Raw genomic sequence first — 25381 nt, 5'->3', positions numbered from 1 at the left:
GCGCCTGGTCAGGCCGGCACCGCCTCGATCACGCCGGAGGGCGGGGGCAGCTCGGTCAGGCGGCTGAAGCGCCAGCCGGCCTCGGCCAGCCAGGCGGTCACCTCGTCCACCCGGTAGAGGTCGCCGCCGCTGATCACGAGGAACTCGCCGGCGCCGTAGCGGGCCGACGGGTGCGGCGCCTGCCCGGTGCGCCACCAGTCGACGAGCAGCAGGGTGGCGTCGGGAGCCGCGGCCGCGCGCAGGCGGCGGAAGAGCTCGGTGATCCGGTCGGGTGGCAGCAGGTGCACCAGGTTCGCCACCAGGATCACGTCGTGCCCCGGCGGCAGGGGTGCGTCGAAGAGGTCGGCGCCCACCGCGGTCAGCCGGGGGATGGCCTGGCCGGCCACCACCGAGGCCACCTCGGGCAGGTCGATCAGGGTCGCGGTGAGATTGTCGTACGCCGCCAGGATCGGCCGGGCGAAGGTGCCGTAGCCGCCGCCCACGTCCAGCAGCCGCCGGTGCCGGCCGAAGTCGTACGCGCGGGCCAGGTCGGTGGCGGTCTCGGTGGTGACCAGCGCGACCGCCGACTCGTACGCCTCGGTCTGTGCCTTGTCGAGCTCGGGGCGCACGCCCTGCCGGGTGCGGAACGCGCGGGTCGCGTCGGTCCAGGCGGGATAGCTGACCGTCTCCCAGTAGCGGGCGAGCGGCCGCAGGTCGACCGGCCCGCGCCCGGTGAGGAACGCCTCGGCGTCGGGCGCGTTGCGGAAGCCGTCGCCGTCGGGCACCAGCAGCCCGGCGTCGGCCAGCAGGTCGGCCATGGCCCGGGCGCTGCGTTCCGGGATGCCGCAGCGGTCCGCCAGCTCGGCCGGGGTGGCGGGCTCCGCTCCGGCCTCGGCGAAGAGGCCGACCTCGAGAGCCGCGAACAACGTCTTGGAGATCATGAAACCGCAGAGCACGTCGATGACGCGCGCCGGACCGGGCGGCCCGTCCGGCGACTCGAACACTCGAGACATGGCACCTCCTCGCGCAGACGTCCACAGTGTCCCCCATTGATCGATGAAATCGAATACCGTCGGCTGTCATGGGCCTGACACGCAAGCAGATGCTGGGAGTAATGGGTGCCGCGGCAGCCGCCCCGCTGGTGAGCGGCGCCGGCGGGCCACGGGTGATCCGGCGGGACGTCTGCGTCCTCGGCGGCGGCTCCGCCGGCACGTATGCCGCGGTCCGCCTCCGCGAGCTCGGCCGCAGCGTGGCCGTGGTGGAGGCGCGCGACCGGCTGGGCGGCCACACGGAGACCTACCACGATCCGGCCACCGGCGGCACGATCGACATCGGCGTCGTCGTCCTCGAGGACGAGCCGGTGGTCCGCGACCACTTCGGCCGCTTCGGCGTCGAGCTGGTGCGGCTCACCGGCGGCGGAGAGGGCGGCACCACGGCGTACGTGGACTTCCGCACCGGCCGCCCGGTGGGGTACACGCCGCCGGCGCCGGTCGCGTTGCCCGCCTACTACGAGCAAATCAGCCGGTACGGTCCGATCGACACCGTGATCGACCTGCCCGACCCGGTGCCGGCCGAGCTCGTCGCGCCGTTCGCCGACTTCGTCGCCGCGCACGACCTCGGCTCGATCGTCCGGCTGGTCTTCGACTACGGGCAGGGCATCGGCGACCTGCTGAGGCTGCCCGCGTTCTACGCCATCAACCTGTTCGGCCAGGGTGTCGCCGGCAAGATCCTCGGAGGCGGCTTCGTCACCACCGCGGCCCACGACAACAGCCTGCTCTACGAGCGCGCCACCGAGCACCTCGGCGGCGACGCGCTGCTGGGCAGCCGCGCGGTCCGGGTCGAGCGGTCCCGTTCCGGCGTACGGGTGCTGGTCGCCGGCCCGGACGGCGCGCGGGTGATCGAGGCCGGGAAGTTGCTGGTGACGATCCCGCCGCTGGTCCGCAACCTCGGCGCTCTCGACCTGGACGGCACCGAGCGGTCGGTGCTCGGCCGGTTCGAGCCCGGCGCCTACTACACGGGGGTCGTCCGCCTCTCCGGGCTGCCGGCCGGCGTCGGGCTGGCGAACGCGGCCGCCGAGACGCCGTACCACCTGCCGCCGCTGCCGGGGCTCTACATGGTCGGTCCCAGCGCGGTGCCGGGGCTGTACAACGTGAAGTACGGCAGCCCGTCGCCGCTGCCGGACGCGGTGGTGCGCCGCGAGATCCGGGCCGGCATCGAACGGGTCGCCGCCGCCGGCACCTACCCGGTGCGGTTCGAGGGCTTCGCGACCTACGCCGGGCACACCCCGTTCGAGCTGCACGTGCGGCCGCGTGACCTCGCCGGGGGCTTCTACCGGAGACTGGGGGCGTTGCAGGGCCACAACCGGACGTACTGGTCGGGGGCGGCGTGGCACTCGCACAACTCGGCGCGGATCTGGATCGGGCTGGAGAAGCTGCTGCCGTCGATCGCGGCGGGATAGCTCAGCCGAGCACGGGGAGAAGAAGGGCACGGCGGGTGACCGGACGGCGACTCGGGCGTGAGCAGGTGTTCCGCCGGCTCATGGCGGCGTGGGAGCTGCCCGAGCCCACCGGCGTTCTGCGGAGCCGGGATGGCGTCGAGGCCGTCTACCTCGATCATGGCCTTCGGCGCCATCTGGTGTTCGGGAGGCAGGCGGCCGGTAGCTCCGCGCTCGGTCAGGCGTCGTCCAGGACCACCGCGGTCAGGGTCTCGCCCGCCCGGACCGCTGCTCGTAGCCGTCGGTGACCGCGCACGGCGAAGAAGTGTGGTGGCCGGTAGCGCACGACGATGTCGCCGTTGTCGTCCGTCTCCGGGGTTCGGTGGACGCGGCCCGGATCGAGGTAGCAGGCCGGTGTGGCCCGGGGCGGCTCGTCGAGGAGCGCGACGACGCGGGCGGCGATCTCGTGCGGGGGTGCGCTGGTGGTGTCGCAGATCAGGTCGTAGTTGTGCAGCCGGGTCTTGTCGACGCCGTACCGGGACAGGAAGCGGTGCCGTTCGCTCTCGCTGCGGCCGGCCAGGTGGCGGGCGGCCTCGTCGACGTCGCGGTAGCTCTCGACGGCGTCGCCGGGGCGGCCGAGCGCCCGGCCGGCCGCCACGAGCGGGTCGGTGACCAGGTGGACCTTCAGGGCGTCGGTGAAGAAGTGCCAGGCGAGGCGGCTGTCGACCACCAGGTGCTCGCCGGAGGCCGCGATGTCGTATTGCAGCTGGTCGATGTAGTGGTCGACCTTCTCGTCCAGCTCGGCGTGCAGGTTGAACTGGAGGGCGGTCATGCCGTGCTCCGCGGCCATCCGGCGGTAGAGGTCACCGATGCTGACCCGGCGCAGGCCGAGGCTTTCCGCCACCATCACCGAGACGGTCGTCTTGCCACTGCCGAGATCGCCGTTGAAGACCACCGTCCGAGGCCGCGTCATCGACCAACCATAATGGGCCGGCGGTAGAGTGCCAGCTCGATGATCAATCGAGTACTTGTCACCGGGGCCACCGGCCACCTGGGTTCGCACACGGCCCGTCGGGCCGCCGCCGCGGGATGGTCGGTCGTGGGCACCTTCCTCACCGCGCCGGCGCCGGAGGCCGGGGAGCGGCTCGACATCCGGGACCCGGCCGCGGTGCGTGACCTGATGCGGCGGGTGCGGCCCGACGCGGTGATCCATACCGCCGCCGGGCGCAGTGACTGGGCTGTCATGGCCGACGGCGCCGCGCACGTCGCGGTCGCGGCCGCGGAGGTGGGTGCCCGGCTGGTGCACGTCTCCAGCGACGCGATCTTCGGGCGGGACGGCGAGTACGACGAGACCGCCGAACCCGACCCGGTCTACCGCTACGGTGCCGCGAAGGCCGCTGCCGAGACGGCGGTCCGGGCCGTCGATCCCGGCGCTGTCGTGGTTCGTACGTCGGTCATCCTCGGCCATGGTGCGGGGCAGCACGAACGGCTGACCCGTGACCTGATCGCCGGGCGTACCGCCGGAGCACTGTTCACCGACATGATCCGCAAGCCGCTGCACGTCGACGATCTGGCCGACGCGCTGCTCGAGCTCGCCGCCGGGAGGTGTGCCGGGGTGTTGAACGTCGCGGGGCCCGAGGCGATCAGCCGCTACGACCTCGGTGTTCTCATCGCGCGGCGCGACGGCCTGGACGCGTCCCGGATACCGGCGGCCACGATCGTCGAGATGGGACTGTCGCTCCCCGGCGACGTGCGGCTTCGTACGGACAAAGCGGTCTCGGTGTTGAGCACCCGCCTGCGGGGCGTCAGCGAGTTCCTGGCCGCTCAGGCGTAGAGCACCGAGACGTACCCGCAGGGGGCTGTGATCGTCAGGCCGGTGAGGGCCAGGGTGCCCGGCCGGCGACGGCGGGGGCGGCCCGCGGAGAACAGCACGATGCCGTAGAGGACCGCGGTGACGACGGTCCACAGGGCGGCGACCGGGACCCGGTCGGCGCCGCACCCGGCGGGGGCCGGGTAGACCATCGCGCAGATGTCGTGCCGGGGGACGGCCAGCCACCAGAAGACCAGCCAGCCTCCCACGGCCAGCAGGGAGCCGTAGGAGACCGGGAGCAGTCGCATGGACTGGACGATAGCGGGTCAGCGGGTCAGGGCGGTGGCCTTGATCAGGGCGCGGTGCAGGAAGCGGGCGTCGCCCAGCATGGTGCGCAGGCGGCGTTCGAGGCCGGCGATCGGTACCAGGTTTTGCGGGGCGCGCGGGTCCTTGTAGGAGGCGGAGGCGAAGCGGGGGAGCGTCGCGCCGGACAGGTCGGCCAGCTCGATCGCCTCCTCGGGGGCGAGGTCGGGCGAGCACTCGACGCGGACGATGCCGGACCAGGGGGCGCCGGAGCCGCCGGGCAGGCGAAGGTACCAGGACCAGCCGCCCCAGACGGTGCCCAGGTGGAACACGGGGGTGCGCTGGCCGGGGCGCAGCGACGTCACGACCGGGGTCAGCGCGCCGGGAAGGTACTGCTTCTGCTGGGTCTTGACGTAGCCGATGGTCCGGGGGAGTTGCCGCCGGTTGCGCAGCGGGCCGTCGACCACGAGCAGGTCGGCGCCGTCGGAGCCGATCGCCCGGGCCTCGGAGGAGATGTCGATCTCGAGGGCGGTCAGCGAGGGCTGGACGGCGGACGGCAGCTTGGAGGCCTCGCCGGCGCCCTCGATGCGGTGGACCGTGTAGCGCACCGTGCCCGCCTGCACGTCGGTGGCCGTCGGGCTCGCCGTGAACAGGCCCCGGCCGACGCGGGCCTGCACCAGCTCGGCCTGCCCGCGGATCAGGTCGCAGCGGACCACGCCGGCCGCGTAGGAGGCGGCCAGGCCCGCGTACGACGTGCCGTCCTCCTCGGCGGTCCACAGGCCGGCGTCGTTGCGGCGGACGCCGTCGACCAGGAAGACCACGTCGGGGGCGCGGACCGACGGGGAGACGTCTATCGGTGCCCACTCGGCCGCGGGGATCTCGACGTCGGTGTCCACCTGGGCGCTGCTGGGCGACGCGGGGCCCTCGCCGCCGTCGGCGCCCTCGTACGAGGCTCCGTAGGACGGGTCCCACGCGTCCACGAACATCCTGGTCAAAGGCCAACCCTCTCCACATGGGCGGTACGCGCGTCCTTGCGCACCTCGAACCGGACCGGCACCCGCTCGGCCAGCGCGTTGACGTGGGTGACCACGCCGACCATGCGATCGCCGCGGGCGGCCAGATTTTCCAGCGTCGCGGCGACCACGTCCAGGGTGGCCGCGTCCAGGGTGCCGAAGCCCTCGTCCAGCACGATCGACTCGAGGCTGGCGGCCGTCGTCGACATGCCGGCGAGCTGCTCGGAGAGCGCGAGCGCCAGGGCCAGCGAGGCCTGGAACGTCTCGCCGCCGGAGAGCGTGCGCACCGCGCGCCGCAGGCCCGCGTCGTGGTGGTCGATGACGAAGAACTCGCCCCTGTCGTGGATCAGGTCGTACTGGCCGCCGGTGAGCTCGCGCAGGATCCGCGAAGCGCCGCCGACGAGCAGGTCGAGCGCCTCCTCCAGCAGCCAGCGCTCGAAGTTGTTGGCCCGCAGGTGGCCGGCGAGCGCCTTGGCGACCCGGCTCTCGCGCTGGAGGGTCATGCGTTGCTCGGTCAGCTCCTGGGCCTGGGTGCGCCGGTCGTCCAGGCGCTTCCAGGCCGCCTCGGCGCGCTCGGCGGCCACGGCCGCGGCCCGGATGAGGTCGGCCTCGGAGGCGGAAGGGGAGAAGGAGGCCGCGGAGGACCGCGACGAGGGCGCGACTCCGGCCGCTGCGAACAAATCGGAGATGTCGGAGATGGTGGCCAGGGTGTCGCGGTGCGCGGCGGCCACCGCCTCGTCGGCCTCGGCGCGGGCGGACCGCCGCGCCACCACCAACTCGCCCGCCCAGGCGACCAGCGTCGCCCAGGCGCCGGCGAGGTCGTCGCGGTCGGCCGGCGGGGGTGAGAAGCGGGCGACCCCGTCGCGCACGGCGTCGAACTCGCGCCACGCGGTGCGCTGCTGCTCCTCGGCGGCGACGACGGCGGCCTGCGCCTTGCGGTGGGCGGCGCGCGCGGTGCGCACCCGGGCGGCTGCCTCGTCGAGCTGCTTCTGGAGCCGCGCGAGCTCGTCGAGCCGGCGCTGGAGGGCCTCGACGCCGGGCGACTCGGCCACCGCGGCGCGCGCCTCGGCCAGGCGTGACAGGTGGTGCTCGTACTGGGCGCGCTTGCGCTCGAGGTTGCTCTCCAGCTTGCGCGCGACCGCGTCCCGCTGCTTCCAGGCCTGCTCGGCGGCCTCGGCGGCGGCCCGCGCGGCCTTGCCCGCGGCCTCCGCGGCACGCACCGCCGACCCCTCGGGGACGGCCGGCACGGTGGTCACCGTCTGCTCGCAGACCGGGCAGTGATCGCCCACCGCGAGATGCGCTCGCAGGGCCGCCGCCCGGTCCGTGCGCTGGGCCTCCGTGTAGTCGAGGCGAGCCTGCTCGAGCAGCTGGGCCGCGCCGAGATGCTCACTGTGCGCCAGCTCCAGCGCCGCCAGGGCGTCCTTGTGCTCGACGTCGGCCACCGACACCTCGCCCGCGAACCACTCCTCCTGCCCGATCAGCCGCTGGAGCTCGGCATGCCGGTCGAGCATGAGGCTCAGCGAGCCCGCGTCGCCGGCCGCGGCCAGCTCACCCCGGATCTTCTCCTCTTTTTCCTCGGCCGCGCGGACCTCGTCGGCGGCCTCGGCGGCGGCGGCCCGGGCGGCCGCCATCACACCCGCGGTCTCCATGCTGCCCGCGGGCGAGCGCACGGAGCCCAGTCGGCGCAGCTCGGCGTCGATCTCGTCACGCTTCGCGGCGGCGGCCGCCTCGGCCGCCCGCCTGTCCCGCAACCCGGGGACGGCCTGCTCCACAGCGGTCGTGAGCTCGCGCATGCGCACGAGATGGGCCTGCGCCGCCTCGACCGCCTCGTCGGTGGCGTCGGCCAGGCCGGCCAGATTTTGGTCGACGACGGCGAGCTTGCCCTCGGCGGTCTGTGCCCGGCCGGTCGCCTTGGTCTGCACCTCCTCGTAGACGTGCAGGCCCAGCAGGTTGACCAGGATCTGCTGGCGGGTGGCCGGCTTGGCGTGCAGGAAGTCGGCGAACTGGCCCTGCGGCAGCACCACGCAGCTGGTGAACTGCTCGAACGGCAGGCCGACCGCGTGCAGCACGGCCTCGTCCATCTCGGCCGGCGTGCCCGCCAGCACGTCGCCGAGGTCGTCGAGGTCCATGCCGGTGTCGAGCTTGGTCACGTCGAAGCCGGGCGGCATCAGCTGGAGGCCGGCCCCGGCGGTCTTGACGTTGCCGCGGCCGTCGCGGCGGACCACCCGGGTGGCGACGTAGCGGTCGCCGGCGGACTCGAAGACCAGCCGGACACGGGCCTCGGTGGCCGAGGGGGCGAGGGCGTTGCCGATGCCGCGCGCGCCGCCCCAGCGCGGGACGGTGCCGTAGAGCGCGAACGTGATCGCGTCGAGCACCGTCGACTTGCCCGAGCCGGTCGGCCCGACCAGCGCGAAGTAGTCGGCGTCGGTGAAGTCCACGGTGGTCTCGTCCCGGAACACCGTGAACCCTGCCATGTCGAGCCGAAGGGGCCTCATGATTCGACTCCGCTTCGCTCTGTCGAACCTGAGACCAGGCCACTGAGCTGCCTGCGCTCGCTACGCTCGCTCATTTGTTAGTGCTCACCTCGTCGTACAGCTCGTCGAACAGCTCGCGGACGCCGTCCTCGGCGTTGTCTTTGCTGTCCAGGTAGTCGCCGAAGAGCTCGCGCGGCGACCGGCCGGCCCGCTGCGCCATCCGTTCTCCCGTCCGGTCCGGCATCATCTCGGGGTCGATCCGCACCTCGAGCGCGTTGGGCAGCAGCTCCTGCACGTCCTCGCGCAGGCCGACCCGCGGCTTCTCGCGCACCAGGACACGGAGCCAGGCGTCCGGAAGGTTCACCGTCGCGAGCTGTTCGAGGGTGCCGCGCACGGTGCGCAGCGCGATCGCCGAGGTGATCGGCACGTCGCGCACCCGCGCCGCCCGGTCGGTGCCGACCTCGACGATCGCGACCGACGGGACGTTCTCCTCCTCGCCGAAGTCGACGGCGAGCGGGCTGCCGCTGTAGCGGGTCGGGCACGGTGCGATGACCTGCTGGGAGCGGTGCAGGTGGCCGAGCGCGACGTAGTGGGTGCTCTGCGGGAAGACGGTGGCCGGCACGGCGTAGCCCATCACCGTGTGCGCCTCGCGCTCGCCGCCGCCGGTGGTCGCCCCGAAGATCGTCAGGTGGGCGGTGAGCAGGTTGATCACGCCGGGGGTGGCGAACTTCTCGCTCAGCTTCGCGATCAGGCGGCCCAGGTGGTCGGCGTACGTCTGCGACGCCTCCGCGGCGGTGAGCTCGTACATCTCGGCGGCGCGGATCGCGTACCGCTGGGAGAGGAACGGCAGGGCGACCAGCTGCCAGCGCTCGCCCTCCTCGGTCTGCCCGGTGATCAGCAGGTCGTCCGGGTTGTCGCGCACGGAGCCGCGCAGCTCGATGCCGGCGGCGTCGGCCCACGGGCGCAGCGCGTCGAGCGCGGCACCGTTGTCGTGGTTGCCGCCGATCGCGACCACCCGCGCGCCCGTCTTGCGCAGGGCCGAGAGCGCCCGGGTCACCACCCGGGTCGCGTCGGCCGTCGGCGCCGCGGTGTCATACAGATCACCCGCGATGATCACCAGATCGGGCCGCTCGGCCTTGGCGATCTCGACGACCTGGGCCAGCACGCGGATGTGCTCCTCGTGCCTGTTACGGCCCTTGAGGACCTTGCCGACGTGCCAGTCGGAGGTGTGCAGGATGCGCATCGCAGAACCCTAGAACGGGATGTCGTCGTCCGGCGAACCGCCGCGTCCGCCCACTACGGCGAACGGGTCGGCGCCCTGGACGATCGACTTCATGGTGGACGACGGGGGCGGGCCCGACTCCGACTTGCGGGTGGCCCAGGCGGGGAAGGGAAACTCCACGCAGAGCGGCACCGGGATGTCGGGCTGGTTGACGAACATCGTGCCCGGCCGGGCGAGCAGGGCGCGCTGGCGCATCGCGGGCGGCAGGAAACCGTACTCGGGGCGGGCCGCCTCGGCCGGGTCGAGCCGGCCGACGACGCGGATCGCCGAGTTGGTCACGATGCGCCGCTCGACCTCGCTCGCGGTCTGCTGAGCGCCGATCAGGATGACGCCGAGCGAGCGCCCGCGCTCGGCGATGTCGAGCAGCACCTCCTTGATCGGCGAGGTGCCCTCGCGCGGCGCGTACTTGTTGAGCTCGTCGAGGACCACGAAGAGCAGCGGGCGGCCGGTGCCGGCCTTCTCCTTCTCCTCGAACTCGGTCTTGAGCGTCACGCCGACCACGAACCGCTGCGCGCGGTCCGGCAGGTTGTGCAGGTCGACGACGGTGACCTGGGCCGACTCGGCGGTCTTGATCTGGTGCGGGCGGCGCTGGGCCAGGTCGCCGCGGATCAGCCGGGACAGGTCGCGCTTGCTGCCGATCAGGCGCCGGGCGAACGCGTTGACGGTGCCCATGTTGACCGCGCTGCCCGCCCAGGTGGAGCGGGTGTCGTCGTCGGTGAGCTGCTCGACGATGTGGTCGACCAGGTCGCCGTAGGACCCGATGCGGCGGCCGTCGATGCTGATGCCGCCCTCGGCGGGCACGGCGTGCCGGTGCAGGTGGGCGGTGACCGAGTGGACCACCATCGTGTACTGCTGGCGCTCGTCGTCGGCGTCGGCGAACACGTAGGGCAGCAGGCGGGCCGAGCAGAACTCCTCGAGCGTCCAGTAGAACGCGTCGACCCCGGTGAGGCGGCTGCTGACGTCGGGGGCGCCGGAGGAGTCGCCGGCGCGCGGCGGAGCGTACACCCGCACGTCGGGGAAAGGGTTCGCCGGCAGCTCGAGGAGCTTGTAGGCGGCCCCGGTGGTGTCGTCGAGCTTGGTGTTGGGGTGGTCGAGGAAGAGCAGGTCCTCGCCCTTGACGTTGAAGATCAGCGCGCGGGCGTTGGCGCCGTCGGCGCCCAGCTGGCCCGAGCGGAAGACCGAGTAGAGCAGGAACGTCGCGAAACTGGTCTTGGTGGCGACGCCGGAGATGCCGGAGATGGAGACGTGGGCGCCGCGGGTGCCGTCGAGGAAGTCGGCGTTGAGGAAGACCGGGACGCCGTCGCGGCCGGTGCCCATCGGGATGCGCCGTTCCATGCGGTCGAAGTGCAGGGCGGCGTCGCGGGCCTCGCCGGAGGCGCGGTGCACCACGGCGCCGGGCGCGGGCGGAACGTACAGCTCCGGGTCGACCCTGGTGGTGGTGATCTCGGCCGCCTCCTGCACCATCGCCGGGAGCGTGCCGTCGGCGATCGCGAAGACGTCGGAGTCGAACTGGGCGCCCTCGTGCCGGGCACGCACCTGGGTGACCACGCCGGCGATCGTGACCGGTTCGCGGTCCGGCAGATCGCGGGTGGTGACCACGACGTCGTCGAGCTGCAGGTAGCTGCCCGGGGTCACGGCCGTCCAGAACTGCAGCGGGGTGGCATCAGCGGTACCCAGAACCCGCCCGACGGGGTCCACGTCCGATTTGTCATTTTGTTTTCCGCCGCGGGGAAGGGCAGCTTCGTCAGACACGCCGATCATCGTGCACCAGGGGTACGACAGAAGGCGCACGCGGCGTCGGTTGGCACGCGTTGTCCACAACTTCTGGTGCTCATACACAGAGTTATCCACAAGATCTTGCTCACGCGGGGGAGGCGCGCCCGATCGAGTGAACCGATTGCCGCCGATCGGCCAAAGGCGGGGTGACGCAAGCACCCGACGCAGAGAGGCACGCATGAGACATCTCGAGCCCCCGGAGCCGACGTGAGCGCCGAACCGGTGACCGAGCTGAGCGACGGTGACCTGATCCGGCTCTCCGCCCGGCAGCCCGAGGCCTTCGGCGCGATCTTCGACCGGCACGCCGGGGCGATCCACCGCTACCTGTCCCGCCGGGTCGGCCACACCCTCGCCGACGACCTCATGGGTGAGACCTTCCTGATCGCGTTCCGCGGCCGGGAGACGTACGACCTGAGCCGGCCCGACGCGCTGCCCTGGCTCTACGGCATCGCGGCGAACCTGCTCCGCGGCCACCAGCGGGCGGAGGTCCGGCAGTACCGGGCGCTGGCCCGCACCGGCATCGACCCGGCGCTCGCCGCCGCCGACGACCGGGTGCTGGCCCGGGTCGCCGCGGCCGGCCACGTCCGGGCCCTGGCCGCCGTGCTCGCCGAGCTGCCGCTGGGCGAGCGCGAGGTGCTGACCCTGATCAGCCAGGCCCAGCTGAGCTACCCCGAGGTGGCCCGCGCGCTGGACATCCCGGTCGGCACCGTCCGGTCGCGGCTGCACAGCGCCCGCAAGCGGGTGCGGGCCGCCCTGCACGACTTCCCCCAGCTCGACCTCACAGACGGGATCGACGGATGAACGACCTCGACCTGATGCGCGACTTCCGTGCGGACGTCGCACCGCCCTCGCCGGCCACGCTGGCCGACTCCCGCGCGGCGATGTTCCGGGCCGCGCCGGCCACCCCCGCGCGGTCGCGCTCGAAGCGCTGGATCTGGGGGCTGGCCCCGGCCGGCGCGCTGGCCGCCGCCGTCGCTGTCGGCGCGGCGGTCGCGCGGCCGGACGCCCCGCCGGCGCCGGGCACGGCCACGACGGCCACCCGCTCGGAGGCCGCGCAGGTGTTCCTCCTCGCGGCGGCCGAGGCGCGCCAGGAACCGGCGCTGACCGTGCGGCCCGGCCAGTTCGTGCACGTGACCTCGCTGGTCGCCTGGGCCGGCGGCGCGCCGAAGGACGGCTCCACCGCATACCTCGCACCGGTGGAGAAGCGGCGCGAGGTGTGGCTCTCCGCGGACGGCAGCCGGACCGGCCTGCTGCGGGAGAAGCCGGTCGAGCCGGGCGCCGTCGATCCGCACCTCAACGACAACCTGCCGCTCGACGCGGGGACTCCCGGATACCTGGGCGACCTGCCGGCCGACAAGGCCGCGATGCGCGACTACCTCTACGCCGGCAACGACACGAAGAACCCGGCCGACCGGGCCGCGTTCACCAAGGTCGGCGACACGCTGCGCGAGCACTACCTGCGGCCGGACGCGGCCGCGGCGCTCTACGAGGCGGCGGCGACCATCCCGGGCACGACCGTGGTGCGCGGCGCCGACCTCGCGGGGCGCAAGGGCATCGCGGTCTCCCGCACCGACCAGGGGACCCGGCACGACATCATCTTCGACGCGCGCACGTACCGCTTCCTGGGTGAACGCGACGTGGTCGTGGGTGACGTGCCGCCGTACCCGAAGAACACGGTGATCGGCTGGACCGCCCAGCTGAAGGTGGAGATCGTCGACCGGCTGCCCTGACCCGGCCGGTACGGTTGCCCGATGACTCTCAGCGGGCGCGTGCACGTCGTGGCGGGCGGCACGGGCCGCGCCGGGACGGTGGTGGTGCAGGCGCTGATCGAGCGGGGTGCGATCGTCGCCGTGCCGTCGCGCAACCCGGCGCGGCTCGCGCGCCTGCGGGACAAGGTCGCGTCGGATCGCCTGCACGGGTTCGCCGGCGACATCTCGGACCTGGCGGACGCCGAGCGGCTGCGCGACGCGATCGCGGCCGAGCTGGGGCCGATCGACGCGGTGGTGGCCTCGCTCGGCGAGTGGTGGGAGGGCGCGGCGCTGGCCGAGCTCGACCCGGCCGTCTGGCAGCGGATCCTCGCGGACAACCTGACCAGCCACTTCATGGTGGCGCGGGCGTTCCTGCCGGCGGTGGCCGACCGGCCCGGCGCGGTCTATCTGACGCTCGGCGGCATCGCCTCGGTGCTGGCCGTCGCCGGCTCCGGGCCGATCTCGGTCACCGGGGCGGCACAGGCCATGATGATGCGGGTGCTCGAGGCCGAGCTGGCCGGCCGGGCGGTCCGGCTGCACGAGGTCGACGTCTACACGCCGATCGTCACCGACGACTGGGACGGCGGCGAGATCGAGCCGGGCTGGCTCACCGGGCGCGACGTGGGCGCCTACGTGGCCGATGCGCTGGAGCCCGGTTTCGCCGGGCCGCTGTTCCTGACGATCCCGGGGGACACGGCCTTTCGGCGCAACGAGGCCTAGGGGCCCGGCGAGCCGGTCGCGGGCGGCGTCGGCTCGGGCGGGCGGTGCTGGCAGTCGCACCAGGAACCGCCGCGGCACTTGTCGTGCTGCTTCTCGCGGCAGGCTCGGCAGATCACGCCCCGACGATACCGGTTACCGACCGTTCTTCCCCGTCGCCCACATGGTCCGTCGCGCGTGACCCGCGTCTGTCTAGGCTGAGGGGGATTGACGATCGGGACACGGCAGCGCAACCGGTGCGAAATGCCAAGTTGGCAGCCTGTATGCCGAGGACGGCAACCAGTCGTGCCGTCCGACGACGGGAGGAGTTGCATGTTGCTGCGGGTTCGAGTCACCCTGCCGGACCGTCCCGGTGCCCTCGGCCAGGTGGCGCGCACGCTCGGCGTCGCCGGCGCGGACATCGTCCAGGTCGTCGTGCTGGAGCGACTCGGCGGCCGGGCCGTCGACGACTTCACCGTCGTCTGGCCGGGCGCCTCCCGCGTGGAGCGCCTCCTCGCCGGTCTCGCCGCCATCCCGGGCGTGCAGGTCGACGGCGTCTGGAAGGCGATCGGCGCGCCCGTCAACGGAGGGCACGACGCCGAGCTGCTCGCCCAGGTCGCCGCCAACCCGGCCGACGGCCTCGCCACGCTGGTCGACGCGGTGCCCGGGCTGCTCGCCGCGGACTGGGCCGCCGCCGCGGTCGTCCCGGCCGACTGGGCCTCGCGCACCGGCGCTCCCCGGCCGCTGCCGAGCGAGCCCGCCGTGGCGTACGCGAGCTGGCGTGCCCCCTCCCCGCTCCAGCTGCCCGAGGTCACACCGCTGCGCGCCCGCCCACTGACCGGTCCCGACAAGACGCGGTACGCGGTGGCGCCGTTCGGCCGCGCCGGCCTGGTGCTCGTGGTGGCCCGCTCGGACGACGACGAGCTGCCCGCGGCCGCCTTCCACGTCACCGAGGTCGACCGGGTGGCCCAGTTGGTCCGCGCGGCCGCCGTGATCCTCGGTGACCGCCTCGACACGGCCGGCGTGCCCGCCGTGGCAAACCCCTTGTGACAGGACTCGCATCGAAATCCCAGCTTGAGCAATGTCCGGTTAACACCCGCGGGGCAGTATTGGCGTTGGTACAGCTGATGTGACTCGCCGCCTCTGCCGGGGCGAGAAGGGAGTGCCGGACATGGCGCTGTGGCGGATCCGGGCAACGGTCGACGACCGGCCGGGCTACCTCTCCGTACTGACCGCGAGCCTCGCCCTGCGGTCGGTCAACATTCTGGCCGTCCAGGTGCACACCACCGAGGCGGGCGCGGTCGACGACTTCCTCGTCGACGCGCCCGACTCGATGACCGAGACCGAGTTGCTCACCGCGATCGCCAAGGGCCGCGGCCGCAACGCCTTCGTGGCCCGCGCCGAGGCGCAGGGCCTCGCCGACCAGCCCACCCGGGCCCTCGCGCTGGCGGGCCGCCTGGTGCACGAGCCCGACACGCTGGGCGAGGCGCTGGTCGCGCTGCTCGACGCCACCGAGGTGCGCTGGCGTCCCGAGCCGCTGGCCGGCCGCCCCGGCCACGACGACGAGCGCATGCGGCTGGCCGACCCGGCCGGCGGCTCCTTCGAGGTGCTGCGCGGCGCCCCGGCGTTCACCCCGGCCGAATACGCGCGGGCCCAGGCGCTGGTCGAGCTCTCCGGCGCGCTGCTGCGCCGGCAGCGCGAGCAGTCCACGCTGCTGCTGGCCGACGGCGCCGAGCTGACCGTGCGCCAGGCCACCGCCGACGACCTCGAGGGCGTGCGCCGGCTCCACCAGCGCAGCTCCGCGGCCACCCTCCAGCGCCGCTACCTCGGCGGCGGCCGCCCGGCCGACGCGCGGCTGCGCCGCCTGCTCGAGCCGTCCGGCGCCGGCCGCACCCTGCTGGCCGTCGCCGGCGACCGCGTGGTGGCGATGGCCAACCTGCTCACCGAGGGCGACCTCGGCGAGATCGCGATCCTGGTCGAGGACGGCTGGCAGCGCCGCGGCATCGGCACGGCCCTGCTGCGCCGCCTGCTCGCCCACGCCGAGCGCAGCGGCATCGCCGCGGTCGAGGCCCACGCCGCCGCCGACAACGTCGCCATGCTGCGCACCCTGCGCCGCCTCGGCGCCGGCCCGGCCGAGCGCGACGGCACCATGGTCAGCGTCACCCTGCCGGTCCCGGCCGAGCGCCCGGTGGGCGAAGAGACCCCCGCGGTCTCCTAGGAGCTGCGCGTGCCGTGCTCGACGCAGGTGGCCGTCCACCCGGCCGGCACCACCTGCACCTTCATGCGGCGGCGGCACAGCGCGCAGTAGCGCGGCGGTTCCAGGGCGCGGGCACGCTCGCAGGCGAGGTGGTCACCCTCGGCGGCGGGCTCGCCGCACCGATCGCAGAACATGCCGGCCCCTACAGCGTCGCGGAGAGGGCCTTGACCGGCATCTTGAGGTCCTCGAGCAGGGCCAGGTCCTCGGTGGCGGGGCGGCCGAGGGTGGTCAGGTAGTTGCCGACGATCACCGCGTTGATGCCGCCGAGCAGGCCGTCCCGCGTGCCCAGGTCGCCGAGCGTGATCTCGCGGCCGCCCGCGTACCGCAGGATGGTGCGGGGCATCGCCAGCCGGAAGGCGGCGATGGCGCGCAACGCGTCCCGGCCCTCGACCACCGGCTGATCGCCGAGCGGGGTGCCCGGGCGCGGGTTGAGGAAGTTCATCGGCACCTCGTGCGGGTCTAGCTCGGCGAGCTGCGCCGCGAACTCCGCGCGCTGCTCGATCGACTCGCCGAGGCCGAGGATGCCGCCGCAGCAGACCTCCATGCCGGAGTCGCGCACCATCCGCAGGGTGCTCCAGCGCTCCTCCCACGTATGGGTGGTGACCACGCGCGGGAAGAAGGAACGGCAGGTCTCGAGGTTGTGGTTGTAGCGGTGGACGCCCATCTCGACCAGCTCGCCGACCTGCTCCTGGGTGAGCATGCCGAGGCTGGCCGCGACCTGGATGTCCACGGCCTCGCGGATCGCCTTGACGCCCTCGCGCATCTGGGCCATCAGCCGCTCGTCGGGCCCGCGCACGGCGGCCACGATGCAGAACTCGGTGGCGCCGGTCGCGGCGGTCTGCCGGGCGGCCTCCACGAGCGACGGAATGTCGAGCCACACCGACCGCACCGGCGAGGCGAACAGCCCCGACTGCGAGCAGAAGTGACAGTCCTCGGGGCAGCCGCCGGTCTTGAGCGAGACGATGCCCTCGACCTCGACCTCGGGACCACACCACCTCATGCGTACGTCGTGAGCGAGCTGAAGGAGGTCGGGCAGGGCCTCGTCGGGCAGGCGCAACACCTCGAGGATCTGACCCTCGTCGAGGCCGGTGCCGTCGGACAGGACCTGGACACGGGCATTCTCGAGGATCGCTGCCATGCCCGTACCCTACAGACCTTCGCGCCCGGTAGGACTGTCGGTGGTGGGTGATAGTTTCCCCTTCTCGTGATCGCTGGAGGTGTCTTGTCGGGCTGGCTGGAGGAGCTTGATCGCCTGGCCGAGGGCAGGGCCAAGGCGGGTCTCACCCGTCGGCTGCGGCCTCGCCCGGCCGCCGGCTCCGCCGTCGATCTGGCCGGCAACGACTACCTCGGGCTCTCCGCCCACCCCCGGGTGATCGAGGCTTCCGCTCGGGCCCTTTCGTCGTACGGTCTGGGAGCGACCGGCTCCCGGCTGGTGCGCGGATCGACCGAGGCCCACGCCGAGCTCGAGGCGGCGCTGGCCGAGTGGCTCGGCGCGCCCGCGGCGCTGGTGTTCTCCTCGGGCTACCTGGCAAACCTCGCCGCCGTGCGAGGTCTCGCCGCCCTCTGCGACGTCATCGTCTCGGACGCCTACAACCACGCGTCCCTGATCGACGGCTGCAAGATGGCCGGCACCAAGACGGTCGTCGCCCCGCACAACTCGCCCGCGTCGGTCGCGTCGATCCTCGACACCCACGGCGGCCGCGCGGTGGTGGTGACCGAGTCGGTCTTCTCCGTCGACGGTGACCTGGCCCCGCTGGCCGAGCTGCACGAGGTGACCGCGGCGCGCGGCGCCCTGTTGCTGGTGGACGACGCGCACGCCCTCGGCCTGCTCGGCTCCGAGGGTGCGGGCGGCGTGGCGGCGGCGGGACTGGCCGGCCGCTCCGACGTGGTCGTCACCGCGACCCTCTCGAAGTCGCTCGGCGGCGCCGGCGGGGTGATCGCCGGCCCGGCGCAGTTCGTCCGCCACCTGGTCGACACCGGCCGCACGTTCATCTACGACACGGCGCTGCCGCCGGGCGTCGCGGCCGGAGTGCACGAGGCCCTGCGCATAGCCCGGGCCGCCGACGACCGCCGCGCGCTGCTGGCCGCCCGGGCCTCCCAGGCGGTGGCGCGCCTGGGCGCCGCCGGGTTCGAGGTGGCCACCCCCGCCGCCGGCGTCCTGTCCGTCCTGGCCCCCGGCCCCGACGCCGCCCTGGCATGGGCCGCCGACTGCCGCGACCGGGGCGTCGCCGTAGGCTGCTTCCGCCCGCCGTCCACCCCCGACGGCTCGTCCCGCCTGCGCCTGACCCTCAACGCCGGCGTGACCGACCTCGACTTCGCCCGCGCTTTGGACGTGATCGTGGAGTGCTCCCCGTGAACAGCAAGTCCCGCCCTGCCCGCTCATCCCCGCTCTCGCCGTCCTCGGTGGACGTCACCGAGGTGGTGACCCGCCTCCCGGCCGCAAATGTGGTGCTGACGGGGTGGAAGGGTTTCACGTTCCGGTCGTTGCCGGGCGGCTCGGAGCCTGCGGTTTCGCCGGCCCTTCCCGCCGTCCTGGCGGAGCCTGCGCCCGGCACGCTGCCACGCAGCGCGGGTGCGTCTCGCTCCGAGTCGGCCGACGTTTCCACATCGGTCACCGGTTCGGGTGAGGTGGCCGATGTCGGCGCTCCCGCCGGCTCTTCCGCATCGGTCGACGCCTCGGCGCCCGTTGGTGCCGCCGCCTCGGCCGATGCCTCGGCGTCCGAGGGTGCCTCGGGGCCGGCTGATGCTGTCACTTCCGCCGGTGCGTTCGCGTCGGGTGGTGCTGTCACCTTCGCCAGTGCCTTGGCGTCGGGTGGTGCTGCGGCCTCGCCCGGTGCGTCGGCGTTGGGGGGTGCTTCCGGGTCCGGTGGTGCTGTCACTTCGGCGGGTGTCTCGGCTTCGGTTGGGGCTGCCGCCTCGGCGGGTGTCTCGGCTTCGGCTGGGGCTGCCGCCTCGGCGGGTGTCTCGGCTTCGGCTGGGGCTGCCGCCTCGACGGGGGTCTCGGCTTCGGCTGGTGTCGACGCTTCGGTCGTCGTCGGACGTTCTGTCGGGGCCGAAGCGGCAACGGCTCGGGGGGAGAACGAACGTTCTGTCCACCGAGGGCCGGCGCCGACGCCGGCTGTGGCTGCTGCGATGCCGGTGAGTGCCGCAGTGCCGCGCGCGGGTGACTCGAGCGACCGGGACGCATCCGGCGTGGTGGAACCAAGTGCGGACGCTGCCCCGGCCGAACGTGAGCCGGCTACCGATCCGGATGCGGGCGCCGCGTCGGTCATGGATGCCGTGACGGGGTCGGCGGGGCCGGCTTCCGGGCTCGGCGACCAGGCACCGCTCCCGGGGGAGAGCACCACCGGGCGGGACGATCGTGTGGCGGGGCCGCCTTTTGGGCGCGGCGAACACGCGGCGCCGGAGGAGCAGGTGGCTCGGCGGGACGGGCGCGGGGTGCCCGACGGGCGTGTGGTGTCTGCGGAGCAGGTGGCTCGGCGGGACGGGCGCGCGGCGTCCGGGAGCGAGGCGGCTTCGCCGGGCGGGCGGCCGACTCTGCCGGCGGAGAGTCTGGCCGAGCACGAGAAGCGGGGCGGTCCGTCGGCCGAGCAGGTGGGGGCGGACGGACCGACGGTGCCCGTTGAGCCCGCGCCGGTGGCGCCCGCGCCCGGGACTGCGCCTGTTTCGCCCGCTCCCGGCGTACCGGGGGAGCCTGGGTCTGAGGGTTTGCCCGTGTCGCCGGCGCCGCTGGGGGCGGAGGAGCTGCCCAGTGGGGAAGCGCTCGGGGCGGAGATCTCGGCGGAGCTCGCTGCTCAGACGGCGCCGACCGCGCAGGCCGCGCCGCGGAGGGCCGCGTCGGGGGAGTGGCGTGGGGTCGTGCTCGTCACGGGCACGGACACCGATGTCGGCAAGACGATCGTCACGGCCGCGGTGGCTGCCGCCGCGCAGGCTTCGGGGCTGCGGGTCGCCGTCATCAAGCCCGGGCAGACGGGCATCGCCACGGGTGCGCCCACGGACATCGAGGTCATCAGCCGGCTGGCGGGACCGGACACGGCTCGGACGCTGGCCGAATATCCGGAACCCATGGCGCCCCTCGCGGCGGCGACGATCGCCTCGATGCCGCCGTTGGAGCTCTACGAGGTCGTGGACGCCATCCGCGCCGAGGCCGACAAGCACGACCTGGTGCTTGTCGAGGGTGCGGGCGGACTGTTGGTGCCGATGGGCGTGCGGCCGTCGGGTGAACCTTGGACCGTCGCCGACCTCGCCACCGCCCTCGGCGTGAGCACGATCGTCGTGGCGCGGGCCGGGCTGGGCACGCTCAACCACACGGCGCTCACACTGGAGGCCCTCAACCGGCGCGGCATCCCGGCCGGCGTCGTCATCGGCGCCTGGCCGGCCAACCCCGACCTGGTGCACTGGGCGAACCTCAGCGACATGGTCCCGCATCTGCTCGGCGCCCTGCCCGCCGGCGCGGGGCGCATGGACCCGGGTGTCTTCCGGCGGTCGGCTCCCGGCTGGCTGACCCCGTCCCTGTACGGCGTGCTCGACAACTGGCGGGTGTGGGCCGAGGAGACGGGCGACGGGCACCACTAGACGGGCGCGGCTCGTTAGGGTCGCGTCATGGCGATCGAGATACGTGACTACGACCCGGCGTGGGCCGAGGCGGCGGCCCGGGTCATCGGCGAGGTGACCGCCGCCCTGCCCGGGCTCGTCGCCGTGGCGGAGCACATCGGCAGCACGTCCGTACCCGGCCTGGCCGCCAAGCCGGTGATCGACGTGATGGTGGCGACCCAGGAACTGGGCGCGGTCGAGGAACGCGAGGAGACGCTCGCCGGACTCGGCTATCGGCGCGTCGACGTGGGCATGCCGGGGAGGCTGTTCTACCGGCGCACGCGGGCCGGCGAACTGGTCGTCCACCTGCACGTGGTCACCGTGGACAGCTGGGACACCCGCAACGAGCGCATCCTCCGCGACCACCTGCTGCGTCACGAGGGACATCGGGAGGAGTACGTACGGCTCAAGCGCTCGCTGGCCGCGGCGGGGCACGAGGCGGACGCGTACACCCGGGGGAAGACGGAGCTCATCCAGCGCATGGTCGACGCGGCTCGGGCGGAGCGCGGGCTCCCGCGAGTAGATGTGTGGGAGGGCTAGGGCGCTGCCGCCGTCACGGTGAGCCGGGTCCGGTTGGCGCGTCGGCGCGGTTGGTGCTGTCCCCGGGCTCGGGGGAGGGCGGGCCGTGTGGGGGGCGGGCTGCGGCCTCGTCGTCGCGGAGGGCCGCGGACAGCACCGAGGTGATCAGCCTGTCCACGTCGGCGGGGTCGGGTGGGGTGCCCTCGTGGCCCGCGAAGACCAGGTGGGCGGTGCCGATCATGGTGAGGGCCAGGGTGTCCACGTCGGCATCCTGGGCGACGCGGGCCGTGCTCTGCTCGGCTTTCAGGTAGGAGGCCAGCATCGCGCCCGCCTCACTGAGCAGGGGGATGCCGGTGGGGCGGGTGCGGCGCAGCCGGGCGCGCAGGCCGTCGCGGGCGATGATCAGGGGGACGATGCCGGGGGCCACCGAGCTGAAGACCCGGGTGAGGGCCTCGCTGACGTTCCTGACCACCGAGCCGGTGCCGGCCGTGGCGCGCAGGTCGTCGGCCTGGACGGCCAGGCGGGCTATGCGGTCCTCGACCAGGTCGGCCAGGAAGTCGTCGAAGTCGGTGAAGTGGCGGTGCAGCACGCCCTTGGCCACGCCCGCCTCGGTGGTGACGGCGCGGCTGGTGAGGGCGTTGGCGCCGTCGCGCAGCAGGACGCGTTCGGCGGCGTCGAAGAGCTGTTGGCGTACGTCGCGCAGGGCCACACCGGTCGGCATCCCTTCATTTTGCCGGGTGGCCGAGTGGGCGCTTGCCCACTAGAGTGGGCGCATGCCCACTCAGCCTGAGCTTCACCAGCAGCGGCAGATCGCCGAGTCGTTCGGGATCGACCCGGGGAGGTACGACCGGACCCGTCCGCGCTACCCGGAGGCGCTGCTCGACCGGGTCGTGGCGGAGAGCCCGGGGCCCGCCGTGCTCGACGTCGGGATCGGCACGGGGATCGTGGCTCGAGGGCTTCGCGAGCGCGGGTGCCGGGTGCTCGGCGTCGAGCCCGATCCGCGGATGGCGGAGTTCTGCCGGCGGGACGGGTTCGAGGTCGAGGTGTCGACCGTCGAGCGGTGGGAGCCGGCCGGGCGGCTCTTCGACGCGGTGGTGGCGGGGCAGACCTGGCACTGGGTCGATCCGGTGGCGGGCGCGGCCAAGGCCGGGCAGGCGCTGCGTGACGGTGGACGGCTGGCGCTGTTCTGGAACGCGGGACAGCCCTCGCCGGAGGCGGCCGAGGCGTTCGCGCGGGTGTACGAGCGGCTGCTGCCGGAGAGTCCGATGACCAAGGCGTATCGGTCGTCGGCGTCGGCGGCGCAGATCTATTCGTCCATGCTCGACCGCGCGGCCGACGGCATGCGGGCCGCCGGGGTCTTCGGCGAACAGGAGCGTTGGCGGTACGACTGGGAGCACGTCTACAGCCGCGACGAGTGGCTCGACCAGGTGCCGACCCAGGGTGCGCACACGACGCTGCCCGCCGGCAAGCTCGCCGAGCTGGTGGCCGCGACGGGCGAGGCGATCGACGCGCTGGGCGGCAGCTTCGTGACGAGCTTCGCGACCGTGGCGGTGACCGCGGTCCGCGCCGCCCGCGTCTTAAGAGGCGCGCGGCGCCGGGTGTGAGCGACGCGGCGTACGGAAAAAGCGGTTGGTCGCCAAAAGGGACAGAAGCCGCCAACCCGGATCGACCAGGCAGGGATCGCTCGAACGGGCCGGATGTCGGTCAGACATCGCCTGAACGGCCCAGTTGCGGGCGCGGCGGGTGTCTGGGAGCGCTCCCAGAATATGGGACGGGAACGCTGCGGAGGCGGGAAACTACTTAGCGGTAATGCCGCACGCGCAGTGCGTCGGTGCTGCTCAGAACGACGTTTCATGGGACCGGTGTGGCTGAGTATTATTCGGCTGCCCTGGCAGTCATATCGGCGCAGATCGATGAATTTTGATCGTCTGCCCGTGCGCCCCCGTGACTCGGAGGACCGTTTGAGACCGCTCCCGAAAAATTTCCCGGCCGCGTTGATCCCGAGGGCGGTCCCCGGCCGTATCTCAGGCGACGGGGAAAGCTCCGGGCGGAGGTATCGATGCATGCGGTGGCCGAGGATCGGCTGGCGCCGGGCGGGGTTGGCCTGATGACACAACAGCGTTCCGGTGGACGGTGGCAGTCACTCGACGGGAGCCGTGGTGTGGGCGATGGTGGTTCGGTGATCCCCCGGCAGGCGCCGCGGCACGAGGCTGCGCCCTCGAGCGGCCCCGGTCACGAGGACACTCTGGTCCGGATGCTCTACGAGGAGCACGCCGGCCCGCTGCTGATGTTCGTGCTGCGCCTGACCGGTGGTGACCGGCAGCGCGCCGAGGACATCGTGCAGGAGACCCTGCTGCGGGCCTGGCGCAACGCGCACCGGCTCGGCGCGCAGGGCCAGCAGTCGCTGCGCCCGTGGCTGGTGACCGTCGCCCGGCGGATCGCGATCGACGACCACCGCAGCGCCAGCGCCCGGCCGGCCGAGACGTACGACCGCGAGCTGGAGAGCTTCCCCAGCACGGCCGACGACACCGACCGCGTGCTCCAGTCGATGACCGTCTCCGACGCGCTGCGCGAGCTCAGCCAGTCGCACCGCGAGATCCTCATCGAGACGTACTTCCGGGGCCGCACGGTGCCCGAAGCGGCGGAGAAGCTCGGCCTTCCGCTGGGCACCGCCAAGTCACGTGTGTACTACGCTCTGCGTGCGCTGCGTACTGCGTTGCAGCAGCGGGGGGTGACGGAATGACACAGGAAGACCACTTCGACGTGGCGTCGTACGCGCTGGGCGTGCTCGACGCCCGCGACGCCGAGCGCTTCGAGGACCACCTCATCGAGTGCCCGCGCTGCGCGTACGAGCTGGAGTCGTTCGTCGAGGTCGCCGACCTGCTCGCCGACGTCGACGGGCCGTCGGTGATCGCCGCCGAGGAGACCCGGCGCGACGGCTACATGCTGCAAAAGGTGATCGGCGAGGTCGCGCACGAGCGCCACCGCGCCAACAGCCGGCGGCTCTACTCGCTGGCCGCGGCCGTCGTCATCTTCGCGATGCTGTCGATCGGCGCGTTCTTCGTGGGCGGCCAGGTCATCGGCGACCAGGGCAGCACCCCGTCGAACACGACCGCCCAGAGTGGTGGCAGCACCCAGACCGACCCGCTGCCCAACGCCGGCGACGGCCCGGGCATCGGTGGCCCCGACCTCACCGGCGAGCGGTTCGACGGCTCCGACCCGCGCACCGGTGTGCAGGCCTCGGTCGCCTTCGAGCAGAAGGACTTCGGCACCCAGATCCAGTTCGCCATCTCCAACATCACCGGGCCGAAGACCTGCCGCCTGGTCGCCGTGCACACCGACGGCACCACCGAGCCGCTCGTCTCGTGGACGGTCGGCACCAAGGGCTGGGGCACCGCGGCCAACTCGCAGCCGCTGCTGCTGCAGGCGGTCACCGCGACGCCGCGGGCCGACATCGCGCACGTGCAGGTGCAGGAGGTCCCCTCCGGCGACACCCTGGTGCGCGTTCCGTAATCGACTAATCACGGAAATGGGCCCGGCCGTTCTGGCCGGGCCCTTTTTCTGTCCGTGGGTGAGTTGCTGGTACGTAGGCGGCGGCCGAACGGTTCAAACAAAATTCTGGGAAATTGATCGGCGCTTTTTTCAACCCTCCACGATCCCCGGCGCGTACTACTGCCCGGAAACGCCAGACGCAGCAAAACCCATGGAGGGTCCACGTGGTACCGGAGAAGCGAAAGTTGATGGTTGTCGGCGCCGCCATCGCCGCGGCGTTCGCACTGCCCGGCTGCGCCCCGGCTGGATACGGCGACAACGCCGCCGCGGACTACGGCAACGCCGCCGAGCCCGCCGCCGCGGAGGCCGCGGCCACCCCGGGCGCCACCGCCGACCCGAACGCCACGAGCGACCCCAACGCCGAGGCCGACCCGGACGCCACCGCGCCGCCCGGGTCCGAGAACGCGGCGCCGGAGCTGAGCGAGGAGGACGAGACCAACACGCTCACCGGCACCAAGGTCGCCCGGATGGGCAAGGTCGTCGAGAACGAGAACCAGCAGGTGCTGTACCGCTTCGACAGCGACACGAACAGCCCGGCGAAGTCCAACTGCGACGGTGACTGCGCCAAGGTGTGGCCGCCCGCGCTGACCACCGACGGCAAGCCGACCCTCAAGGGCGTCGACTCCAAGCTGGTCGGGACGATCACGCGCGCCGACGGCTCGAAGCAGCTGACGCTCAAGGGCTGGCCGCTCTACACCTACATCGGCGACACCAAGCCGCACGCGTGGAAGGGCCAGAACGTCGCCGGCAAGTGGTTCGTGATCCAGCCGGACGGCGCCAAGAACCTCACCTGCCTGCCCGCGGTCTCCAAGGCGGTCGCCCCGCCGGCGGACGACGCGGAATCGAGCGACGCGGGCGGCGCGAGCGATGCGGGCAGCGCCGGCGGCGACTACAGCTACTGAGGGTTGTTCACGACCGACCTCGAGCCTCGCTGGGCCGCAGCAT

General features: G+C 73.2%; 23 protein-coding genes and 1 pseudogene. 14 read left to right on the top strand and 10 right to left on the bottom strand.

The window, feature by feature from the left end; genetic code table 11:
* Positions 1-8: 8 nt before the first annotated feature.
* Positions 9-992, bottom strand: a complete 984-nt coding sequence (locus Ade02nite_RS02435) for a methyltransferase (protein ID WP_203759814.1) — start codon at positions 990-992, stop codon at positions 9-11.
* Positions 993-1060: 68 nt separating this feature from the next.
* Here Ade02nite_RS02435 and Ade02nite_RS02430 point away from each other — a divergent pair, with 68 nt between their 5' ends.
* Entirely contained in the window at positions 1061-2437 is a 1377-nt protein-coding gene (locus tag Ade02nite_RS02430; RefSeq protein ID WP_203759813.1) for an FAD-dependent oxidoreductase, read from the top strand.
* A gap of 250 nt (positions 2438-2687) precedes the next feature.
* Here the strand turns inward: Ade02nite_RS02430 and Ade02nite_RS02425 are convergent.
* Positions 2688-3386 (bottom strand): annotated as a pseudogene (locus tag Ade02nite_RS02425) (AAA family ATPase); the annotation flags it as partial.
* Positions 3387-3425: 39 nt separating this feature from the next.
* Between Ade02nite_RS02425 and Ade02nite_RS02420 the strand changes: the two are divergent.
* Complete coding sequence (locus Ade02nite_RS02420; RefSeq protein ID WP_203759811.1) at positions 3426-4247, top strand: sugar nucleotide-binding protein; 822 nt, start codon at positions 3426-3428, stop codon at positions 4245-4247.
* On the opposite strand, the gene Ade02nite_RS02415 is transcribed toward Ade02nite_RS02420, so the two are convergent.
* The 5 genes from Ade02nite_RS02415 to Ade02nite_RS02395 form a co-directional block, all read right to left on the bottom strand.
* A complete protein-coding gene (locus Ade02nite_RS02415) occupies positions 4238-4531 on the bottom strand; it encodes a hypothetical protein (protein ID WP_203759810.1) in 294 nt (97 codons plus the stop codon). The genes Ade02nite_RS02420 and Ade02nite_RS02415 overlap by 10 nt on opposite strands.
* 18 nt (positions 4532-4549) lie before the next feature.
* On the bottom strand, positions 4550-5521 hold the full coding sequence (locus Ade02nite_RS02410) for a hypothetical protein (RefSeq protein WP_203759809.1): 972 nt from the start codon (positions 5519-5521) through the stop codon (positions 4550-4552).
* Positions 5518-8034, bottom strand: a complete 2517-nt coding sequence (locus Ade02nite_RS02405) for an AAA family ATPase (protein WP_203759808.1) — start codon at positions 8032-8034, stop codon at positions 5518-5520. Before Ade02nite_RS02405 ends, Ade02nite_RS02410 begins: the two co-directional genes overlap by 4 nt.
* 70 nt (positions 8035-8104) lie before the next feature.
* Positions 8105-9256, bottom strand: a complete 1152-nt coding sequence (locus Ade02nite_RS02400; protein ID WP_203759807.1) for an exonuclease SbcCD subunit D — start codon at positions 9254-9256, stop codon at positions 8105-8107.
* A 9-nt stretch (positions 9257-9265) separates the two neighbouring features.
* Positions 9266-11056, bottom strand: a complete 1791-nt coding sequence (locus Ade02nite_RS02395; RefSeq protein WP_239168468.1) for an ATP-binding protein — start codon at positions 11054-11056, stop codon at positions 9266-9268.
* A gap of 222 nt (positions 11057-11278) precedes the next feature.
* On the opposite strand from Ade02nite_RS02395, the gene Ade02nite_RS02390 reads away from it, so the two are divergent.
* The 5 genes from Ade02nite_RS02390 to Ade02nite_RS02370 all read left to right on the top strand — a co-directional run bounded on the left by Ade02nite_RS02390 (position 11279) and on the right by Ade02nite_RS02370 (position 15733).
* On the top strand, positions 11279-11872 hold the full coding sequence (locus Ade02nite_RS02390) for an RNA polymerase sigma factor (RefSeq protein WP_239168467.1): 594 nt from the start codon (positions 11279-11281) through the stop codon (positions 11870-11872).
* Positions 11869-12801 carry a CU044_5270 family protein gene (locus tag Ade02nite_RS02385; protein WP_203759805.1) on the top strand — a complete coding sequence of 311 codons (933 nt, stop codon included), beginning with the start codon at positions 11869-11871 and terminating at the stop codon, positions 12799-12801. The genes Ade02nite_RS02390 and Ade02nite_RS02385 overlap by 4 nt, the downstream gene beginning before the upstream one ends.
* A 21-nt stretch (positions 12802-12822) precedes the next feature.
* Positions 12823-13539, top strand: coding sequence for an SDR family NAD(P)-dependent oxidoreductase (locus Ade02nite_RS02380; RefSeq protein ID WP_203759804.1), 717 nt, complete (start codon positions 12823-12825; stop codon positions 13537-13539).
* Between the two features lie 309 nt (positions 13540-13848).
* On the top strand, positions 13849-14565 hold the full coding sequence (locus Ade02nite_RS02375; protein ID WP_203759803.1) for an ACT domain-containing protein: 717 nt from the start codon (positions 13849-13851) through the stop codon (positions 14563-14565).
* Positions 14566-14686: 121 nt separating this feature from the next.
* Positions 14687-15733, top strand: coding sequence for a GNAT family N-acetyltransferase (locus tag Ade02nite_RS02370; protein ID WP_203759802.1), 1047 nt, complete (start codon positions 14687-14689; stop codon positions 15731-15733).
* Here the strand turns inward: Ade02nite_RS02370 and bsaP are convergent.
* Both bsaP and bioB read right to left on the bottom strand, forming a co-directional pair.
* Positions 15730-15906 carry a biotin synthase auxiliary protein BsaP gene (bsaP, locus tag Ade02nite_RS02365; protein WP_203759801.1) on the bottom strand — a complete coding sequence of 59 codons (177 nt, stop codon included), beginning with the start codon at positions 15904-15906 and terminating at the stop codon, positions 15730-15732. The two genes, Ade02nite_RS02370 and bsaP, sit on opposite strands and share 4 nt — an antisense overlap.
* Positions 15907-15914: 8 nt before the next feature.
* Positions 15915-16910, bottom strand: coding sequence for a biotin synthase BioB (gene bioB, locus Ade02nite_RS02360; RefSeq protein ID WP_203759800.1), 996 nt, complete (start codon positions 16908-16910; stop codon positions 15915-15917).
* An 84-nt stretch (positions 16911-16994) separates the two neighbouring features.
* On the opposite strand from bioB, the gene Ade02nite_RS02355 reads away from it, so the two are divergent.
* The 3 genes from Ade02nite_RS02355 (at position 16995) to Ade02nite_RS02345 (ending at position 20905) form a co-directional block, all read left to right on the top strand.
* The gene (locus tag Ade02nite_RS02355; protein ID WP_203759799.1) at positions 16995-18128 is read left to right on the top strand and encodes an 8-amino-7-oxononanoate synthase; all 1134 of its coding nucleotides are present in this window, start codon (positions 16995-16997) and stop codon (positions 18126-18128) included.
* Positions 18129-19630: 1502 nt separating this feature from the next.
* Positions 19631-20347, top strand: coding sequence for a dethiobiotin synthase (gene bioD / locus Ade02nite_RS02350; protein ID WP_239168471.1), 717 nt, complete (start codon positions 19631-19633; stop codon positions 20345-20347).
* Between the two features lie 27 nt (positions 20348-20374).
* Positions 20375-20905, top strand: coding sequence for a GrpB family protein (locus tag Ade02nite_RS02345; RefSeq protein ID WP_203759798.1), 531 nt, complete (start codon positions 20375-20377; stop codon positions 20903-20905).
* Between the two features lie 13 nt (positions 20906-20918).
* Here the strand turns inward: Ade02nite_RS02345 and Ade02nite_RS02340 are convergent, their stop codons facing one another.
* On the bottom strand, positions 20919-21605 hold the full coding sequence (locus Ade02nite_RS02340; protein ID WP_203759797.1) for a TetR/AcrR family transcriptional regulator: 687 nt from the start codon (positions 21603-21605) through the stop codon (positions 20919-20921).
* A gap of 52 nt (positions 21606-21657) precedes the next feature.
* Here Ade02nite_RS02340 and Ade02nite_RS02335 point away from each other — a divergent pair, with 52 nt between their 5' ends.
* The 4 genes from Ade02nite_RS02335 (at position 21658) to Ade02nite_RS02320 (ending at position 25338) form a co-directional block, all read left to right on the top strand.
* Positions 21658-22488, top strand: coding sequence for a class I SAM-dependent methyltransferase (locus Ade02nite_RS02335; protein WP_203759796.1), 831 nt, complete (start codon positions 21658-21660; stop codon positions 22486-22488).
* A 455-nt stretch (positions 22489-22943) separates the two neighbouring features.
* On the top strand, positions 22944-23627 hold the full coding sequence (locus tag Ade02nite_RS02330) for a sigma-70 family RNA polymerase sigma factor (protein WP_203759795.1): 684 nt from the start codon (positions 22944-22946) through the stop codon (positions 23625-23627).
* Entirely contained in the window at positions 23624-24397 is a 774-nt protein-coding gene (locus Ade02nite_RS02325) for an anti-sigma factor family protein (protein WP_203759794.1), read from the top strand. The genes Ade02nite_RS02330 and Ade02nite_RS02325 overlap by 4 nt, the downstream gene beginning before the upstream one ends.
* Positions 24398-24624: 227 nt before the next feature.
* Positions 24625-25338 (top strand): COG4315 family predicted lipoprotein, encoded by a 714-nt coding sequence (locus Ade02nite_RS02320; RefSeq protein ID WP_203759852.1) that lies wholly within the window; start codon positions 24625-24627, stop codon positions 25336-25338.
* Positions 25339-25381 lie beyond the last annotated feature (43 nt).

Origin of the sequence: Paractinoplanes deccanensis (genome assembly GCF_016862115.1) — a bacterium.
In the GTDB taxonomy this organism is placed as follows: domain Bacteria; phylum Actinomycetota; class Actinomycetes; order Mycobacteriales; family Micromonosporaceae; genus Actinoplanes; species Actinoplanes deccanensis.
The sequence above is the reverse complement of the archived record's forward strand: the minus strand, read 5'-3'. Positions and strand labels throughout refer to the sequence as shown.